Raw genomic sequence first — 16,429 nt, 5'->3', positions numbered from 1 at the left:
GCCGCGCTGAGCCGCTCAGGCGGGCGGCGGAAAACTGAGAAAATGCGCTTTGGGGCGCATCAAAAGGAACGAATTCTATGACCGTTACTGTAATCGGGGCCGGTCTCGCGGGCTGTGAAGCGGCCTGGCAGCTGGCCCGGCGGGGAATCGACGTGACGCTTTGCGAGATGAAGCCGCTTAAGAAAACCCCTGCCCATACAAGCGACGATTTTGCGGAGCTCTGCTGCTCCAACTCCCTCCGGGGCGCGGGGCTGGAGAACGCGGTGGGGCTGTTGAAAGAGGAGCTGAGGCGGCTTGAATCGCTGATTCTCAACTGCGCCGACCGTACCGCGGTGGCGGCGGGCGGCGCGCTGGCCGTGGACCGGCAGGGCTTTTCCGCCCTGGTGACGGAGCGGATCCGCTCCCACCCCCACATCCGGATCTGCGCGGAGGAGGTGACCGCCCTGCCGGAGGGCGAGGTGATCGTGGCCACAGGGCCGCTCACCTCGGAGCCTTTGGCGGAGGCGATTCAGGCACTGATCGGCCCGGGCCGGGACCTTCATTTTTTTGACGCCGCCGCGCCGCTGGTCAGCTTTGAGAGCGTGGACATGGACTCTGCCTTCTTTGCCTCCCGCTACGATAAGGGGACAGCGGACTATATCAACTGCCCTCTCAACAAGGAGGAGTATCTGAGCTTCCACGCCGAGCTGACCCGGGCCCGGGAGGCGGAGGTCCACGGCTTTGAGGACCAGCAGGTTTTTGAGGGCTGTATGCCGGTGGAGGTGATGGCCCGCCGCGGTGTGGACACGCTGCGCTACGGACCGCTGAAGCCCAGGGGCCTACGGGACCCCAAGACCGGGAGCGAACCCTATGCGGTGGTGCAGCTGCGAAAGGACAACGCCCGGGGCAGCGTGTACAACCTGGTGGGATTTCAGACCCATCTGAAGTTCCCGGAGCAAAAGCGGGTCTTCTCCATGATCCCCGCCCTGCGGGAGGCCGACTTTTTGCGCTACGGCGTGATGCACCGCAACACCTATCTTGATTCACCCCGCCTGTTGAACCGGTACTACCAGCTGAAGAGCGAGCCACGGCTTTCCTTTGCCGGCCAGATGACCGGTGTGGAGGGCTATGTGGAGTCCGCGGCCTCCGGCTTTTTGGCGGGGGTGGAGACGGCGCGCCGCCTGATGGGCCTTCAGCCGGTGGATTTCCCAAGGGAGACCGCCATCGGCGCGCTGGGGCTCTATATCAGCGATGAGACGGTCCGCGACTTCCAGCCGATGAACATCAATTTCGGCCTGATTCCGCCGCTGGACCATCGGGTGAAGGGGAAGCGGAACAAGAACGCGGAGCTCTCCGCCCGATCCCTTGAAATTGTGGAAACATTGCGGGAAACCGTGGCAGCAGGTATGCCGGAGGAGGAACCTATTTGAAGATTATCGTAGACGCCATGGGCGGAGACAACGCCCCGCTGGAGATTGTCCGGGGCGCGTTGCAGGCAAATGAAAAATATGGGGTGGAGATCATCCTCACCGGCAGGACTGAGGCGGTGCTGCGCTCCATTTCGGAGTGCGGAAGGAAGGAACTGCCCAAGGGGGTGGAGATCGCCAACGCCACCGAGGTGGTGGAGATGAGCGACGACCCCGCCACGGCTTTTAAGGTCAAGAAGGACTCCTCGCTGACCGTGGGGCTGAATCTGCTGAGGGACGGGAAGGGCGACGCGTTCGTGTCCGCCGGATCCACCGGGGCGCTGCTCTCCGGGGCGACGCTGGTGGTCAAGCGCATCCGCGGCATCCGCCGGGCCGCCATGGCGCCCCAGGTCCCGGTGATGGGCGGCAGGGCCGTGCTGTGCGACTGCGGCGCGAACGCCGAGTGTACGTTGGAGTACCTGGTGCAGTTCGCCTTCTTAGGCAGCTATTACGCCCAGCATGTCATGGGGATCAAGAGGCCCCGGGTGGCGCTTCTCAATATCGGCGCCGAGGCGGAAAAGGGCGATGAGCTGCGCCGGGACACCTTTGCCCGGCTACAGGAGCTGAGCGGCGAAGGGCGGCTGAACTTTGTGGGCAACATTGAAGGGTCCACCGCCATGATGGGCGGCGCGGACGTCATAGTGGCCGACGGCTTTTCCGGCAATGTGATGCTCAAATCCCTGGAGGGCACGGGAAAGTTCCTCTATGAGACCATGAAGGGCATGTTTGCCCGCAGTGCCTCCACCAAGGTCGCCGCCGTGCTGATGAAGGAGTGCATCAACGAGTTCAAGGATATGCTCAACCCCAGCGAGGTGGGCGGAACGCCCTTCCTTGGCATCTCCAAGCCGGTCATCAAGGCCCACGGAGCCTCCGACGCCCTTGCCATCTGCAATGCCGTCCGTCAGGCAAGGGACTTTGTTCAAAGCGGCTTCATCGGCGATGTGGAGCGGGATGTGGAGCTGATGCGGGTGGAAAAATCATAATTTCGCCGGAATATCTATTGACAGCTCAGAGACATTGCCGTATTATTTTCAGGAAAGATTTCCCCATTGACCTTAGGAAGGGAGTGAACACGATGACACCGGAAGAGATTCTGAAAAAGCTGCAGGGCCTGATTGCGGAGCAGTTTGCCGTAGAGGCGGAGACTGTGACCATGGATTCTTCCTTTGAGGAGGATCTGGGCGCCGATTCCGTGGACCTGGTGGAACTGGTCATGGCAATTGAAGAAGAATTCGATATCGGCGAGATCCAGGAAGAAGAGCTGACCGCTCTGAAAACTGTGGGTGACACCGTTCGCTATCTCACCAGCAAGTTGAATAAGTAAGAACGGAACACCCCGCGCAGCAGCGGGGTGTCCTTTTCGGGAAAAGAGGGAATGGCGTGAAGAGTCTGGAGAAAAAACTGGGCTACACATTTCAAAATCAGGCATTGCTGGCGGAGGCCCTGAATCACAGCTCCTACGCCAACGAACACCGGGGCTCCGGCATGTGCAGCAATGAGCGGCTGGAGTTTTTGGGAGACTCTGTGCTGGGATTTGTGACGGCGGAGTTTCTGTTCTGCACCAACCCGGACCTGCCGGAAGGAGACCTGACCCGGATCCGGGCCGCCTTGGTCTGTGAGCAGAGCCTCTATGAGGTGGCTCAGTCCATCGATTTGGGCGCGCATCTGAAATTGGGGCGTGGGGAGGAGAGCGGCGGCGGCCGCACCCGGGCCTCCATCCTGGCCGACGCCATGGAGGCTGTGTTCGCGGCGGTCTATCTGGACGGCGGCATCAGCGCCGCCTCCCAGCTTATCCACCGGGTGCTGCTGAAACGGGAACAGGAGGAAGTGGAGAAGCGCAGGGACTACAAGACCGCGCTTCAGGAACTGGTCCAGCGCAAGCCCGACCAGGCGCTCCTTTACCGGATGGCCGGCGAGGAGGGTCCGGATCACGACAAGACCTTCTCCGCGGAGGTGCTGCTCAACGAGCAGGTGGTGGGCTGCGGCAGCGGACACAGTAAAAAGGAAGCGGAGCAGGCAGCCGCCAAAGCCGCGCTGAACGCACTGGAAGAGTAAAAAGACTGAAGAACACGATGGAAGCAGGGCAGCATGGAATTTACCATGCTGCCCTGTTTTTTGCGCCGGCCTGAGCAGAACGCATCCGGCGTCCCACGCCCCGGGAACAGTTCCCATAGCTCAAGCGCATTTTGAAACCGGCGGACTCTTCACAGGGCAATGGAGGCCGTGAAGAGGGATGTATATTTTTTCAGCTTTGGAAAACACTGATGAAGAGCAAAGGAGGAGAGCTTATGGAAGTGAAAATCATACCCGGATGCATCGGCTGCGGCTTGTGTGCCGCCACCTGCCCGGAGGTGTTCCAGTTGGGCGACTTCGGACAGGCCGAAGTGGTCCAGGAGCCTCAGCAGGACCAGATGGACGCAGTGGAGGAAGCCGCGTCCAACTGCCCGGTCAGCGTCATCGAAGTGTCCAAATAAAGTGGAAAGCGCCGGGGAACTCTCCCCGGCGCTTTCACAAAATGAATGGAGTGAAGATCAGGCCTCTTTAAAATCGGATTTGGGTGCGCCGCACAGGGGACATACCCAATCCTCCGGCAGGGATTCAAACGCAGTGCCCGGCGCAACGCCGTTGTCAGGATCGCCCACCGCGGGATCGTACTCATAGCCGCACAGCTCACAGATATACTTTTTCATCTGAATTCCTCCTGCTTTTATTGTAGAATTGTCGTTCTTTTTAAAGAATATAGCATATCTCAGGGGAAACCGCTGTTGCTTTTGCAACTTGTTTGCAAAAAAGTATGTGTAAGTGGACAAAATTTACACACGGAACATTGTAAAACCAGGCATTTTACAAAGAAAATTTTGCTTTACACAGATTTTACAAAACACAGGTAACGGATTTTATTTTTGATCTTTTATACTAAGGACAGTCCAAAGAGGAAATCATAAATGAAAACAAAAGGAGTTAATGTTCTGATGAAAAAGTTAGGTTCTGTTCTGCTTGCACTGGCCATGGTGATGGCTCTGCTTGCCGGCTGCGGCGACAATGGCGCGGCGTCCGGCGGCTCCGGCAGCGCCGGCGGTTCCGGCGCGGTTTCCGGCTCCGGCAGCACCGGCGGCTCCGATACATTCAGCGGTTCCATCTCTGTCATTTCCCGTGAAGACGGCTCCGGCACCCGGGGCGCATTCATCGAGCTGCTTGGCGTTGAGCAGAAAGACGCCGACGGCAACAAGGTGGACATGACCACCGACCAGGCTGAAATCACCAATTCCACCGCCGTCATGCTCACCACGGTCAGCGGCAACGAGTATGCCATCGGCTACGTGTCCATGGCCTCCCTGAACAAGGATGTCAAGGCTCTGCGGATCGACGGCGCCGAGGCCACCGTGGAAAATGTCAAGGACGGCAGCTACAAGGTCGCAAGACCCTTCAACATTGCCACCAAAGGCGATGTCTCCGAGGTCGCTCAGGATTTCATCAACTTCATCATGAGCGAAGACGGACAGAAGGTGGTGGAAAATGAGGGCTGCATCAGCCAGGGCAACAACGGCGCCTTTACCAGCACCCAGCCCTCCGGCAACATCTCCGTGGCCGGCTCCTCCTCCGTCAGCCCCCTGATGGAAAAGCTGAAGGAAGCCTACGCTGCTGTGAACCCCAACGCCACCATTGAGCTCCAGACCAGCGATTCCACCACCGGCATGACCTCCGCCGCCGAGGGCCTGTGCGACATCGGCATGGCCTCCCGTGAGCTGAAGGACAGCGAGACCGGAGCCGGCCTGACCGCCACCGTCATCGCAATGGACGGCATTGCGGTTGTGGTCAACAACGAAAACCCCATCGACGGTCTCACCAGCGAGCAGGTCTGCTCCATCTTCACCGGTGAAACCACCGACTGGAGCGAGGTTGCCTAAATCGCGAACGGCCGCAGGAGGGGAAAGACTTGCCCCTCCTGCGCCTTTCTATGAACCACCGGAAAAGGGGGAATCATCCTTTGAAGCACACAGCAATCCGGGAAACCGTGATGCGATTTGTATTCCTGCTGACGGCCTGCGTGTCCATTCTGGCAGTAGCGCTGATCTGTATCTTCCTGTTTCAGAGCGGCTTTCCGGCAATCCGGGAAATTGGCCTTGTCCAGTTCCTGTTCGGCACGACCTGGAAGCCGGGAAACGGGCTGTACGGCATCGCCCCCATGATTTTAGGCAGCGTCTATGTCACCGCCGGCGCCATCCTGGTGGGCGTGCCCCTGGGGCTGCTGACAGCCGTTTTTATGGCCCGCTTCTGTCCGCCCCGGCTCCATCGGATCATTAAGCCGGCGGTGGACCTGCTGGCCGGCATTCCCTCCATCGTCTACGGCTTTTTCGGCCTGATGGCCCTGGTGCCCCTGATGAAAACCATTTTCGGCGGCGGTGGAAAGAGCATGCTGACCGCGTCGGTCCTTTTGGGCATCATGATTCTGCCCACCGTGATCGGCGTGTCGGAAGCAGCGCTGCGGGCCGTGCCGGAGAACTACTATGAGGGCGCGCTGGCCCTGGGCGCCACCCATGAGCGGGCGGTATTTGCAACCGTGCTGCCGGCGGCCAAGTCCGGAGTGCTGGCCGCGGTGGTGCTGGGCGTGGGACGCGCCATCGGCGAGACCATGGCGGTCATCATGGTGGCGGGCAACCAGACCGCCATGCCCTCAGGCCTTCTCAAGGGCGTGCGCACCATGACGGCCAATATCGTCATTGAAATGGGCTATGCCCAGGACCTCCACCGCCAGGCCCTCTTTGCCACCGGTGTGGTGCTGTTCATCTTCATTATGCTGATCAACCTGTGCTTCTCCTGTCTGAAGCGGAAAGGAGAGGCGCAATGACAACTTCCGCCGCGTCTGTTGCAGCACCTGAGAGCCGGCCGGCACGACACACCGGTTCCAAACTGTTAAGGGCGCTTGTCTGCATTTCGGCAGCAATCACCGTATTGATCCTGATATCCCTGGTGGTGTACATCCTGATCAAGGGTGTGCCCAATCTGAAGCCGGAGCTCTTTGCCCGGAAATACACCTCCGACAACTGCTCTATGCTGCCGGCCATTCTCAACACCATCACCGTGACGCTGATCTCCCTCCTGTTCGCAGTGCCCCTTGGCGTGGGCTCCGCCATCTACCTGGCAGAGTACGCCAAGCGGGGCAGCCGACTCGTGCGTCTGGTGCGTCTGACCACGGAGACCCTGGCCGGCATTCCTTCCATTGTCTATGGCCTGTTCGGCTATCTGATGTTCACCATTGCCCTGAAGTTCGGCTATTCCCTGCTCTCTGGCATCCTGACGCTGTCCATCATGGTGCTGCCCACCATCATGCGCACCACGGAGGAGGCGCTGGTAGCGGTGCCGGACCTCTACCGGGAGGGAAGCTTCGGACTGGGAGCCGGACGGCTGAGGACGGTATGGCGTATTGTGCTGCCCTCCGCCATGCCCGGAATTGCCTCCGGGGTCATCCTGGCCATCGGCCGCATTGTGGGTGAGACGGCGGCGCTGATCTTTACCTCCGGCACGGACACCGGCGTGGCGGGACTGACTTCCTCCGGCCGGACCCTGGCTATCCACATGTATGCGCTGTGGAATGAGGGACTGCACATGGAGGCCGCCTATGCCACCGGCGTGGTTCTCCTGATCCTGGTGGTGGGGATCAACGCCCTGGCATCTTACGCCGCCAAGAAAGTAGAGAGGTGACTCCTTTTGGATAATTTTAAACTCTCCATTCGGAATCTGGAGCTTTATTATCATGACTTCAAAGCCCTCAAGGGCATTGATATGGACATCCGCGCCAACGAGGTCACCGCGTTCATCGGCCCCTCCGGCTGCGGCAAGTCCACGCTTTTGAAGACCCTCAACCGCATGAATGACCTGGTGGAGGGCTGCCGCATCACCGGCACCGTGAAGTTGGACGGCGAGGACATCTACGGCTCCATGGATGTGCCGTCCCTGCGCAAGCGTGTGGGCATGGTGTTTCAAAAGCCCAACCCCTTTCCAATGAGCGTCTACGACAACATCGCCTACGGCCCCCGCACCCACGGTATCCGCTCCCGGGTGAAGCTGGATGAGATTGTAGAGAATTCCCTCCGTTCGGCCGCTATCTGGGATGAGCTGAAGGACAGGTTGAAAAAGAGCGCGCTGGGCCTTTCCGGCGGCCAGCAGCAGCGCCTGTGCATCGCCCGGGCCCTGGCCGTGCAGCCGGAGGTGCTGCTGATGGATGAACCCACCTCCGCCCTGGACCCGATCTCCACGTCCAAGATAGAAGACCTTGCCTTGGAGCTGAAAAAGGATTACACTATTGTCATGGTGACCCACAACATGCAGCAGGCCGCCCGTATTTCCGACCGCACCGCCTTTTTCCTCCTGGGAGAGGTGGTCGAGTTCGGGGAGACGGAAAAACTGTTCTCTGTGCCCCAGGACAAACGGACCGAAGATTACATCACGGGGAGGTTTGGATAATGAGGAGCAAGTTTGACCAGCAGTTGGAACTGTTGAATGTGGAGCTGATCCGGATGGGGGCCCTGTGCGAGGAGGCAATCTCCGCGGCTGCCAAGGCGCTTTTGGACGGTGATGAAGCCCTGGCCGAGGCTGCCAAGGCCGCCGAGCAGGAAATCGACGACAAGGAGCGGGCCATTGAGTCCCTTTGCATGAAGCTCCTTTTGCAGCAGCAGCCCGTGGCCCGGGATCTGCGTGTGATTTCCTCGGCACTGAAGATGATCTCCGACATGGAGCGCATCGGCGACCAGGCGGAGGACATCGCCGAGCTGACCCGGTATGTGAACATGGTATCCGCCTCCAGCCGGCTGCACATCGGCGACATGGCCCGCGCCACCATCTCCATGGTGACGGACAGCGTGGACTCCTTTGTCCACAAGGACCTGAGCCTGGCCCGGGCGGTGTGCGACGAGGACGACAAGGTGGACGCTTTGTTTCTGGAGGTCAAGCGAGAGCTGATCGATCTGATTTCCGCTGACAGCTCCAAGGGGGAGTTGGGGCTGGATTTGCTGATGGTGGCCAAATACCTGGAACGCATCGGTGATCACGCCACCAACATCGCCGAGTGGGTGGAGTATTCCCTCACCGGGACCCATCCCAAAAGTTAAGGCGGCGGGAAAACTCCGCCGCAAAGAGGAGGAGTTTCCCATGCTGAGCTTTGAAGAGGTAAAAAACAGCAAGGAGATCCGCACGTATATTGAGCGGGCGGATGAGTCCTTGGCGGCCCTTGGCTTTACGGAGCACAGCTTTGCCCACGTGACCAAGGTGGCCGAGACGGCCCGCTATATCCTTGAGACGCTGGGCTATAGCGCCCGGGAGGTGGAGCTTGCGCGGATCGCCGGATACCTGCACGATATCGGGAACCTGGTCAACCGGGCGGACCACTCCCAGAGCGGGGCTGTGATGGCCTTTCGCATTTTGGATCACATGGACTGTCCGCCGGAGGAGATCGCCACCATTGTCACCGCCATCGGGAACCACGACGAGGGGACCGGCGTGGCGGTCAACGCCGTGGCGGCGGCGCTGATCTTAGCGGATAAGTCGGACGTGCGCAGAAGCCGCGTCCGGGCCACTGATCCGGCCCAGTTTGACATCCACGACCGGGTGAACTACTCGGTGGAGGAGTCACGGCTGGAGATCGAGCAGCCCTACATCTGGCTGCGGCTGCGCGTGGATACCCGCTACGGCTCGCTGATGGACTACTTTGAGATTTTTATGCAGCGCATGATTCTCTGCCGCAAAGCCGCGGAGAAGTTAGGGCTGCAGTTTAAGCTGATGATCAACGGCCAGCAGCTGATTTGAAGCCGTAAAAAAGATTCAAACGGAAGGGGACTTGTCATTGATCTACCTGGTGGAAGACGACGACAGCATCCGGGATTTTGTAATTTATACGCTGAAGAGCCAGGGGATGGAGGCCGCCGGATTCGGCCTGCCCTCCCAGTTCTGGAAGGCCGTGGAGAACAAGGCTCCCTCCCTGGTGATTCTGGATTTGATGCTGCCTGAGGAGGATGGACTCCACATCCTCAAGCGGCTGCGCGCCGCCCCTGCCACGGAGAAAACACCAATCATCCTGCTTACGGCCAAGGGGACGGAGTACGACAAGGTGGTGGGGCTGGACGCCGGGGCCGACGACTATGTGGCCAAGCCCTTTGGTATGCTGGAGCTGCTGTCCCGGATCAGGGCCCTCCTCCGGCGGACGGAAAAGGCGCCGGGGGAGTACCGGCTGGGCAGCTTATACCTTTGTCCGGAAAAGCACGTGATCCGGGTAGATGGGGAAGACGTGGTGCTGACCCAGAAGGAGTTCCAGATTCTCTGTCTGCTGGTGGAGAACCGGGGTGTGGTCTTTACCCGGGCCCAGCTCATCGACCGGGTCTGGGGATATGACTTTGACGGAGAAACCCGCACGGTGGATGTACATATCCGCACATTGCGCCAGAAGCTGAAAGAGTGCGGCGCGTACATTGAGACCGTCCGGGGATTTGGATACAAAATAGGGGAAGGCACATGACAAAACGAATTTTTCGCTCCATCGTCCTCTCCTCCGTGGCGGTGCTGCTGGCCTCCACGGCGCTGATCATGGGCGTGCTCTATGAGTATTTCACCGCCCGGCTGGAGACGGAGCTGGCCACGGAGACCGGATACATTGCCCAGGGCGTGATAGCGCAGGGAGAGACCTATCTGCGGAGCCTGAAGCCCGGAAACAGCCGCATCACCTGGGTCGACTCTGACGGAAGCGTACTTTATGACAACCGGGAGGACGCCTCCGCCATGGAAAACCACGCCGGCCGGGAGGAAATCCGGCAGGCGATGGAGAGCGGAACGGGTACGTCCTCCCGCTATTCCGACACATTATCCCAGCAGGCCATCTACTATGCCCAGCGCCTCTCCGACAACACGGTGCTGCGGGTGTCCAGCCAGAAGTACACTGTGTGGGTGTTGCTGCTGCAAGTGCTTCAGCCGGCCATGTTCATCCTGCTGGCAGCTCTGATCCTTGGACTGTTCCTGGCGTCCCGGCTGTCCCAGAAGATCATCCGGCCCATCAACGCCCTGGACCTTCAGCATCCGGAGGAGGGGGAGTGCTATGACGAGCTGGCTCCCCTCTTAGGCCGGATCCGCAGTCAGAACGAGGTGATCGGCAGACAGATGGAGGAGCTGCGCCGCCGCCAGAAGGAGTTCACCGCCATTACGGAGAACATGAGCGAGGGCTTTTTGATCGTTGACCGAAACACCAACATCCTGTCCTATAATTCCGCGGCGCTGCGGCTGCTGGAGGCCCAGGCGCCGGACGGCGTCAGCATCCTGACCCTGAACCGCAGCTGGGCGGTGCGCTCCGCCGTGGAATCCGCCCTGGACGGCCAGCGCTGCGAGCAGCGCATGGAAAAGGACGGCCGGGTGGAGCAGCTCATTGCCAATCCCGTGCGGGAGGGCGAGCAGGTCGCCGGCGCGGTGCTGGTGATTTTAGACGTGACGGAAAAGGAGCAGCGGGAGACGCTGCGCCGCGAGTTTACCGCCAACGTGTCACATGAGCTGAAAACGCCGCTGACCTCCATCCTTGGCACGGCGGAGATTATTGAAAACGGCATGGTGAAGAGCGAGGATGTGGGCCACTTTGCAGGGAACATCCGAAAGGAGACCCAGCGGCTCATCGATATGGTGGGGGACATCATCAAGCTCAGCCGCCTGGACGAGGGCGACAGCGGCGCCAAGTGGGAAGAGGTGGAGCTGCTGGCCTTAAGCCGGTCGGTGGCGCGGCAGCTCTCCGACGCGGCCCGGCGCGCCCAGGTCTCCTTCCAGGTGGAGGGCGAGGACGCGGCGGTGCCGGGCGTGGGACAGATCGTGGAGGAGATGCTTTATAACCTCTGCGACAACGCCGTGGCCTACAACCACCCCGGCGGCAGCGTCACCGTAGAGGTGCGCAAGGAGGCGGGCGGCGCCAGAGTCACGGTCAGCGACACCGGCGCCGGCATCCCCAAGGACCAGCAAAGCCGCATTTTTGAGCGGTTTTACCGGGTGGACAAAAGCCGCAGCAGCAAGGGGACCGGACTGGGCCTCTCCATTGTTAAGCACGGCGCCCTCTACTTGGGTGCGTCCGTGGAGGTGGAGAGCGAGGTGGGCCGGGGCAGCACGTTCACGCTGCACTTCAAAGGATAGCCTCAAAAATAGGAAGGCGCGGGACCGCATCTGCGGTCCCGCGCTTTTTAAGTTTCCCCGTCCAAAAGGGCGCGGAAGTGTTTTATTTCAAAAAAGGCGCTGAGCTTTTCCATGCTGGATATCAACGCGGCCTTTTCCTCCGGATTCAGATGGGAGGACACGGCCTGCACCATTTTCTGATGAAAGCTGTCGTGGTAGGCGCACAACTTTTTGCCCCGGGGCGTCAGCGTGAGGCGGACCGAGCGCCCGTCGCTTTCACTTTTCCGCTTGCGCAGGCACTCCTTGGCCATCAGCTTGTTGGCCGCGATGGTGACGGAGGAGGCGGTGATATCCAGCGCCGCGGCCAGCTCGCTGACGGTGCAGCCTTCAGGACGGCGGCCCACCGCGGCGATCAGATGGAGCTCGCTGATGGTGATGTCCGCGTCGTGGTTGCGGCGGATCATCTCCTCCTCCGCCTTCAAAATGCTGCCGAACACGTTGACCAGGAAGTCATTGCATTCGGTTTCAAACTGGTCCACGCGCCTCACCTCCCGCTTACCCATAAAATCACAGTCTGATTAAACCAAAAAAATATTTGTTTGTCAATCAAAATATCTTGATTTTTTTCAATTTCCTGATATGATGGGATAGATCGTTTGATAATCAAAGTACCTGCGCGCTGAACGCGGCGGCAGACAACGGAGGTATCCATGGGAGTCAGAATCATTACCGACAGCACCTGTGATTTGGAATTCAAAACCCAGCAGGAGCTGAATGTCGAGGTGGTCCCCCTCAGCGTGATCTTTGAAGACGGCATCTACCGCGATGGCGTGGAGATCAGCAAGGAGGCTTTTTACGAGAAGCAGGCCAGTGTCAAGGTGCTGCCCAAGACCGCGCAGGTCAATCCGGCGGAGTTTTGCGACGTGTTTGAGGAAAACCGGGAGGACGAGATTGTGGGCATCTTTCTCTCCTCAAAGCTCAGCGGCACGTTCCAGTCCGCCTGCATTGCAAAGGAGATGTTAGGCGGCAGGCAGATCCATCTGGTGGATTCGCTGAATGCGACGGTTGGCCTGGGGCTGCTGGTCCGGCAGGCCGCCGCCATGCGGGCGCGGGGCCTGGGCGCCGGGGAGATCGCAAGGGAAATCGAATCGCTGAAAAAGCGGGTCCGATTCGTGGCCTTTGTCAACACCCTGAAGTATCTGAAGATGGGCGGCCGGATTCCCGCCTCCACCGCCGTCTTAGGGACCATGCTTGGCATTTCTCCGGTGGTCTCCCTTGAAAACGGGAAACTGGAGTCCATCGGGAAGGTCAAGGGGAAACAGAAAATCCTGGAGTTCACCACCAGCTTTGTGAACCACCATCTGATCGACCACCAGTATCCCGTGGCCTTTGCCCATTCCCACGCGCTGGAGACGGCGGCGGCCTACCGGGAAAAGTGCTGCAGGGCCTTTCACATTGAAAACAGCGTTATGGATGAGTTGGGCGCCGTGATCGGCACCCACGCCGGGCCGGGCTGCTACGGCATGGCCTATATTGAGCGGGAAAAATAGAGGAAACGGGCTGCGGATTCCGCGGCCCGTTTTTCATCTTGACGGGGCGCTTCCCCGGCATATAATAGAGGTAGACAGGGGGAAGAGGAATGGAGAGTGAGACGCTGCAAAACCGCCAGCAGGCGGTGGCCCGGCGGCTGGAGCGGCTGAACCAGAGGCGGGCGCGCGACCGGTATTTCCGGCCGGGCGGCAAATCGGGGACAGGAACCCTGCTCTACCTCCACGGCGGGGGATTCGTCTCCGGTGATGGAGCCTACATGGAGTCGGTGGCCGGCCTGATAGCCGGGCAGACCGGACGGTGCGTCCGCTGCGTGGACTACCGTCTGGCGCCGGAGCATCCCTGCCCCGCCGCGGCAGAGGATGCGGAGGCGGCCTGCCTTGCGCTTTGGCGGGAGGGGACGGCGCCGGAGAAAACCGCCTTTGTGGGCGACTCCTCCGGCGGCGGATTGGCGCTGGCCCTTTGCCAGCGGCTGCGGGACAGTGGACTTCCACTGCCCGCGGGGTGGATAGCCCTGTCGCCTTGGGTGGATCTGACCCGCACTTGCGGGGGATTCGACGGCTTCTTATCCGGAGAGGATCTGGCGCGGTGGGCGGAACAATATGGCGGGAAACTGGAGCTGCGGGCCATTTCCCCCCTCTTCGGCGGTCTTGCCGGCCTGCCACCAGCGCTGCTCTTCGCCGGTGGGGAGGAGCTGCTGCGCTCCGACGCTGAGCGGCTTTGTCAGGGGATTATAGACGCGGGCGGCCGGTGTGAGCTCACGGTGGCCCCGGGCAAGGGCCACTGCTATGTCCTGGCGGGAGGGAACCAGGCCAGGGCGGATTTCGCGCGCATGCGCGCCTTTTTGGACGATGTGCTCCGGGATACTGTGGACTGAGGCGCTGCCGACCTATCCGCACCGGGCCGGTGCGTTGAAGCAGCGGGGCGGAATCCCTGCCGCTGAACTGCAAATTGGGCGATTTCAAGGAAAAATCAGGGAAAAAAGCGGGATTTGACTTGCCGGAATGCAACACCGGAGGTATAATGGCTCCTGAAGCAAAACGGTCTTATGAGAGGATACCCGCGTGCATCACATGAAGGGCGGCAGGCATATTCCGCCCCGGATGCGGGATGCTATGGAAAAGGAGACCTTCGCCGGAGCGCTGCTTTTTATAACTGTTGCAGCTGCATCTTCGGGGAGCTTCGGTTCTGTGGTATGATAGACCAATCAGACGGCGGTCCGCTGAAAGCGAAAGCCGGTTGATCAGAAGATCGCTTATAAGCGCAATATAGAAAGAAAAAGGTGCACTATTTTGATATTTAAGAAGGTAACGAACAGTGACGGAGCCAAGCTCCGCAGATATTACCGCAACTGCTCTTATGGGCTGTGCGAATACTCGGTTGGAACCAAAATGATGTGGCGGGATGAACTCCACCCCATGTATGCGGAAGAGGCGGGCTGCCTGATTGTGAAAAACCTCCACCAGGGCCAGACTGTGTTCGATTATCCGGTGCCCGGCCCGGAGGGGGATGAGGATGCGGCGCTGACGGCCATTGAAACCTGGTGCCTGGAGCAGGGGATCGCTCCGGTGATCTCCGTGGTGCCGGACTGCAAGGCGGCGGGGCTGATGACCCGCTATCCCTATGTGAAGATCAGCAACCTGCGGACCTGGCGGGACTATCTCTATGATGCGGATGCTCTTGGCACCTTTGCCGGGCGGAAGTACTCCGGCCAGCGCAATCACATCAACAAATTCCGCGCCGCCTGTCCCGACGCCGTGTTTCGGGTGCTGACGCATGACGACTCTGCCCTCATCGACGGATTTTGGGCGGACTACGACGCGGTGTTCACCAAGGACGACAAGAAGGCGAAAAGCGAGCTGCGCTATGCCAAACGGACCATGGCTCTTGCCGGGAAGCCCTGGTTCTGCGCCGGAGGCATGGAGCTGAACGGGCGCCTGATCTCTCTTGCCTTAGGGGAACGCTGCGGGGATACGCTGATCGTCCACATCGAGAAGGCGCTCTACGGCTATGAGGGGGTTTACCCCGCCACGGTGCAGGCCTTTGCCCAGGCATTTTCCGACGGCGCGCGCTACAGCGAGCGGGCCCGCTATATCAACCGGGAGGACGATGCCGCCGACCGGGGGCTGCGAACCTCCAAGCTGCAGTACCTGCCGGTGAAGCTTGCGCCGAAATACTGTTTTGAGCCGGCCAACGAGCTGATCCATGTGCCTCAGATTCCGGAGCTGCGGACACAGCGGCTGACGCTGTCCGCCATCACGCAGGAGGATGCGGAGCCCTACTACAAGCTGTGCATGGACCGGGACCGGAACCGCTGGTGGGGCTATGACGACCCCGCCGGCGTGGAGGGCGAACTGTGTGAAGACAGCTTCCTGCGCATCGCCCAGGCGGACTTTGAAAAGCGCAGAGCCGTCAACTTTGCCGTGCGCCTGGAGGGGAAGATGATCGGCGAGGCCATTTTGTACCGGTTCGACTACCGGGGCGGCGCGGAGCTTGGGTGCCGCATTGCGCCGGAGTACGCAGGCCATGGCTACGGAACAGAGGCCTTCACCGCCGTGGCGGAGTGGGGGCTCTACAAGGTCCACCTGGCGCGGATTGTGGCGAAATGCTTCCATGAGAATGAGGCCTCCCGGAAGATGCTGGCCTCCTGCATGCGGCCCAACGGACAGGACGACACATTTTATTACTTCCAGAAAGTGGTCTGAGCAGATGCCGCCGCAACATACGGCGGCATCTTTATTTTGCGCTGCTCCACATTTGGTTGATGACCGGGAGCTTCACTGATATCGAAAGGAGACAAAATCGTAACCGCTCAGGGGCCTTTGCCGTCCGGACGCGAACTGATTTGACGGAGGAATCGGAAACCGGACTGGGATATCTTGAAAAGTAAGTGAGATTTCAAAGCTTCGGATTGCTATTTGCAGGGAAAGTGTGGTATACTTGCAGTAATCTAATAGGATGAGGTGGTATCATGGCTATGAACAACTGTCCGAAATGTGGCAAAGAGATTCCGGATGCAGTGCAGGCCTGCCCTATCTGCGGCTATGTACCGGAGGAGTACAAAGTGACGGTACAGGGCCGCCACAGCAGCGCCGCCACAGCGGTGGCCGCCCTGCGGGAGGTCTGTGGGTATACCGCCGACCGTGCGGCCCAGGTGCTGAATGCCATGCCGGAGGTGGTGTACACCACCGGGGCGCTGGAGGAGGCCGTACATATGGCGCAGCTGCTGTCTGACGCCGGGTTTGATGCGGCGCTGTACGGCAAGGACGGCCAGGTATGCTTCCAAAGGGATCTGAAGGACTGAT

The 16,429-nt window shown here is 60.1% G+C and carries 19 protein-coding genes; 17 read left to right on the top strand and 2 right to left on the bottom strand.

Going from position 1 to position 16,429, the window contains the following annotated elements:
- The first annotated feature begins 77 nt into the window (after positions 1 to 77).
- The 5 genes from trmFO to KQI82_RS13455 all read left to right on the top strand — a co-directional run bounded on the left by trmFO (position 78) and on the right by KQI82_RS13455 (position 3,919).
- Positions 78 to 1,409, top strand: a complete 1,332-nt coding sequence (gene trmFO, locus KQI82_RS13475; RefSeq protein ID WP_216633233.1) for a methylenetetrahydrofolate--tRNA-(uracil(54)-C(5))-methyltransferase (FADH(2)-oxidizing) TrmFO — start codon at positions 78 to 80, stop codon at positions 1,407 to 1,409.
- The gene (gene plsX / locus KQI82_RS13470; protein ID WP_216633232.1) at positions 1,406 to 2,428 is read left to right on the top strand and encodes a phosphate acyltransferase PlsX; all 1,023 of its coding nucleotides are present in this window, start codon (positions 1,406 to 1,408) and stop codon (positions 2,426 to 2,428) included. The genes trmFO and plsX overlap by 4 nt, the downstream gene beginning before the upstream one ends.
- A gap of 92 nt (positions 2,429 to 2,520) precedes the next feature.
- Entirely contained in the window at positions 2,521 to 2,769 is a 249-nt protein-coding gene (gene acpP / locus KQI82_RS13465) for an acyl carrier protein (protein ID WP_216633231.1), read from the top strand.
- Between the two features lie 56 nt (positions 2,770 to 2,825).
- A complete protein-coding gene (rnc, locus tag KQI82_RS13460; RefSeq protein ID WP_216633230.1) occupies positions 2,826 to 3,500 on the top strand; it encodes a ribonuclease III in 675 nt (224 codons plus the stop codon).
- Between the two features lie 233 nt (positions 3,501 to 3,733).
- The gene (locus KQI82_RS13455) at positions 3,734 to 3,919 is read left to right on the top strand and encodes a ferredoxin (RefSeq protein ID WP_216633229.1); all 186 of its coding nucleotides are present in this window, start codon (positions 3,734 to 3,736) and stop codon (positions 3,917 to 3,919) included.
- Positions 3,920 to 3,976: 57 nt separating this feature from the next.
- Here the strand turns inward: KQI82_RS13455 and rd are convergent, their stop codons facing one another.
- Positions 3,977 to 4,135, bottom strand: coding sequence for a rubredoxin (gene rd, locus KQI82_RS13450; RefSeq protein WP_216633228.1), 159 nt, complete (start codon positions 4,133 to 4,135; stop codon positions 3,977 to 3,979).
- 282 nt (positions 4,136 to 4,417) lie between these two features.
- Between rd and KQI82_RS13445 the strand changes: the two genes are divergently transcribed.
- From KQI82_RS13445 to KQI82_RS13410, 8 genes are all read left to right on the top strand, one after another.
- Complete coding sequence (locus tag KQI82_RS13445; protein WP_216633227.1) at positions 4,418 to 5,353, top strand: substrate-binding domain-containing protein; 936 nt, start codon at positions 4,418 to 4,420, stop codon at positions 5,351 to 5,353.
- Between the two features lie 110 nt (positions 5,354 to 5,463).
- Positions 5,464 to 6,294 carry a phosphate ABC transporter permease subunit PstC gene (pstC, locus tag KQI82_RS13440; protein ID WP_241426879.1) on the top strand — a complete coding sequence of 277 codons (831 nt, stop codon included), beginning with the start codon at positions 5,464 to 5,466 and terminating at the stop codon, positions 6,292 to 6,294.
- Positions 6,291 to 7,148 (top strand): phosphate ABC transporter permease PstA, encoded by an 858-nt coding sequence (pstA, locus tag KQI82_RS13435; protein ID WP_216633225.1) that lies wholly within the window; start codon positions 6,291 to 6,293, stop codon positions 7,146 to 7,148. The genes pstC and pstA overlap by 4 nt, the downstream gene beginning before the upstream one ends.
- A 6-nt stretch (positions 7,149 to 7,154) precedes the next feature.
- Positions 7,155 to 7,910: a phosphate ABC transporter ATP-binding protein PstB gene (gene pstB / locus KQI82_RS13430; protein WP_216633224.1), complete on the top strand. Its 756-nt coding sequence runs from the start codon at positions 7,155 to 7,157 to the stop codon at positions 7,908 to 7,910.
- Entirely contained in the window at positions 7,910 to 8,554 is a 645-nt protein-coding gene (gene phoU / locus KQI82_RS13425; RefSeq protein ID WP_216633223.1) for a phosphate signaling complex protein PhoU, read from the top strand. Before pstB ends, phoU begins: the two co-directional genes overlap by 1 nt.
- Before the next feature lie 40 nt (positions 8,555 to 8,594).
- A complete protein-coding gene (locus tag KQI82_RS13420) occupies positions 8,595 to 9,248 on the top strand; it encodes an HD domain-containing protein (protein WP_216633222.1) in 654 nt (217 codons plus the stop codon).
- A gap of 37 nt (positions 9,249 to 9,285) precedes the next feature.
- Positions 9,286 to 9,954, top strand: a complete 669-nt coding sequence (locus tag KQI82_RS13415; protein WP_216633722.1) for a response regulator transcription factor — start codon at positions 9,286 to 9,288, stop codon at positions 9,952 to 9,954.
- Positions 9,951 to 11,597, top strand: coding sequence for a sensor histidine kinase (locus KQI82_RS13410; protein ID WP_216633221.1), 1,647 nt, complete (start codon positions 9,951 to 9,953; stop codon positions 11,595 to 11,597). The genes KQI82_RS13415 and KQI82_RS13410 overlap by 4 nt, the downstream gene beginning before the upstream one ends.
- A gap of 47 nt (positions 11,598 to 11,644) precedes the next feature.
- Here the strand turns inward: KQI82_RS13410 and KQI82_RS13405 are convergent, their stop codons facing one another.
- Complete coding sequence (locus KQI82_RS13405) at positions 11,645 to 12,115, bottom strand: MarR family winged helix-turn-helix transcriptional regulator (RefSeq protein ID WP_216633220.1); 471 nt, start codon at positions 12,113 to 12,115, stop codon at positions 11,645 to 11,647.
- A gap of 171 nt (positions 12,116 to 12,286) precedes the next feature.
- On the opposite strand from KQI82_RS13405, the gene KQI82_RS13400 reads away from it, so the two are divergent.
- The 4 genes from KQI82_RS13400 (at position 12,287) to KQI82_RS13385 (ending at position 16,428) form a co-directional block, all read left to right on the top strand.
- Positions 12,287 to 13,126, top strand: a complete 840-nt coding sequence (locus tag KQI82_RS13400) for a DegV family protein (protein ID WP_216633219.1) — start codon at positions 12,287 to 12,289, stop codon at positions 13,124 to 13,126.
- A gap of 89 nt (positions 13,127 to 13,215) precedes the next feature.
- Positions 13,216 to 14,001: an alpha/beta hydrolase gene (locus tag KQI82_RS13395; protein ID WP_216633218.1), complete on the top strand. Its 786-nt coding sequence runs from the start codon at positions 13,216 to 13,218 to the stop codon at positions 13,999 to 14,001.
- A gap of 415 nt (positions 14,002 to 14,416) precedes the next feature.
- Positions 14,417 to 15,829 (top strand): GNAT family N-acetyltransferase, encoded by a 1,413-nt coding sequence (locus KQI82_RS13390; protein ID WP_241426717.1) that lies wholly within the window; start codon positions 14,417 to 14,419, stop codon positions 15,827 to 15,829.
- A 266-nt stretch (positions 15,830 to 16,095) separates the two neighbouring features.
- Positions 16,096 to 16,428, top strand: coding sequence for a zinc-ribbon domain-containing protein (locus KQI82_RS13385; protein ID WP_216633217.1), 333 nt, complete (start codon positions 16,096 to 16,098; stop codon positions 16,426 to 16,428).
- Position 16,429 lies beyond the last annotated feature (1 nt).

Source organism: Dysosmobacter acutus, from assembly GCF_018919205.1.
In the GTDB taxonomy this organism is placed as follows: domain Bacteria; phylum Bacillota; class Clostridia; order Oscillospirales; family Oscillospiraceae; genus Oscillibacter; species Oscillibacter acutus.
The sequence above is the reverse complement of the archived record's forward strand: the minus strand, read 5'-3'. Positions and strand labels throughout refer to the sequence as shown.

Coding starts and splice junctions, on each gene's coding strand:
- KQI82_RS13445 (WP_216633227.1), top strand. CDS start 4,418: ATGAAAAAGTTAGGTTCTGTTCTGCTTGCACTGGCCATGGTGATGGCT.
- KQI82_RS13385 (WP_216633217.1), top strand. CDS start 16,096: ATGGCTATGAACAACTGTCCGAAATGTGGCAAAGAGATTCCGGATGCA.
- KQI82_RS13410 (WP_216633221.1), top strand. CDS start 9,951: ATGACAAAACGAATTTTTCGCTCCATCGTCCTCTCCTCCGTGGCGGTG.
- acpP (WP_216633231.1), top strand. CDS start 2,521: ATGACACCGGAAGAGATTCTGAAAAAGCTGCAGGGCCTGATTGCGGAG.
- rd (WP_216633228.1), bottom strand. CDS start 4,135: ATGAAAAAGTATATCTGTGAGCTGTGCGGCTATGAGTACGATCCCGCG.
- pstC (WP_241426879.1), top strand. CDS start 5,464: ATGCGATTTGTATTCCTGCTGACGGCCTGCGTGTCCATTCTGGCAGTA.
- trmFO (WP_216633233.1), top strand. CDS start 78: ATGACCGTTACTGTAATCGGGGCCGGTCTCGCGGGCTGTGAAGCGGCC.
- KQI82_RS13395 (WP_216633218.1), top strand. CDS start 13,216: ATGGAGAGTGAGACGCTGCAAAACCGCCAGCAGGCGGTGGCCCGGCGG.
- KQI82_RS13420 (WP_216633222.1), top strand. CDS start 8,595: ATGCTGAGCTTTGAAGAGGTAAAAAACAGCAAGGAGATCCGCACGTAT.
- phoU (WP_216633223.1), top strand. CDS start 7,910: ATGAGGAGCAAGTTTGACCAGCAGTTGGAACTGTTGAATGTGGAGCTG.
- KQI82_RS13455 (WP_216633229.1), top strand. CDS start 3,734: ATGGAAGTGAAAATCATACCCGGATGCATCGGCTGCGGCTTGTGTGCC.
- KQI82_RS13400 (WP_216633219.1), top strand. CDS start 12,287: ATGGGAGTCAGAATCATTACCGACAGCACCTGTGATTTGGAATTCAAA.
- pstA (WP_216633225.1), top strand. CDS start 6,291: ATGACAACTTCCGCCGCGTCTGTTGCAGCACCTGAGAGCCGGCCGGCA.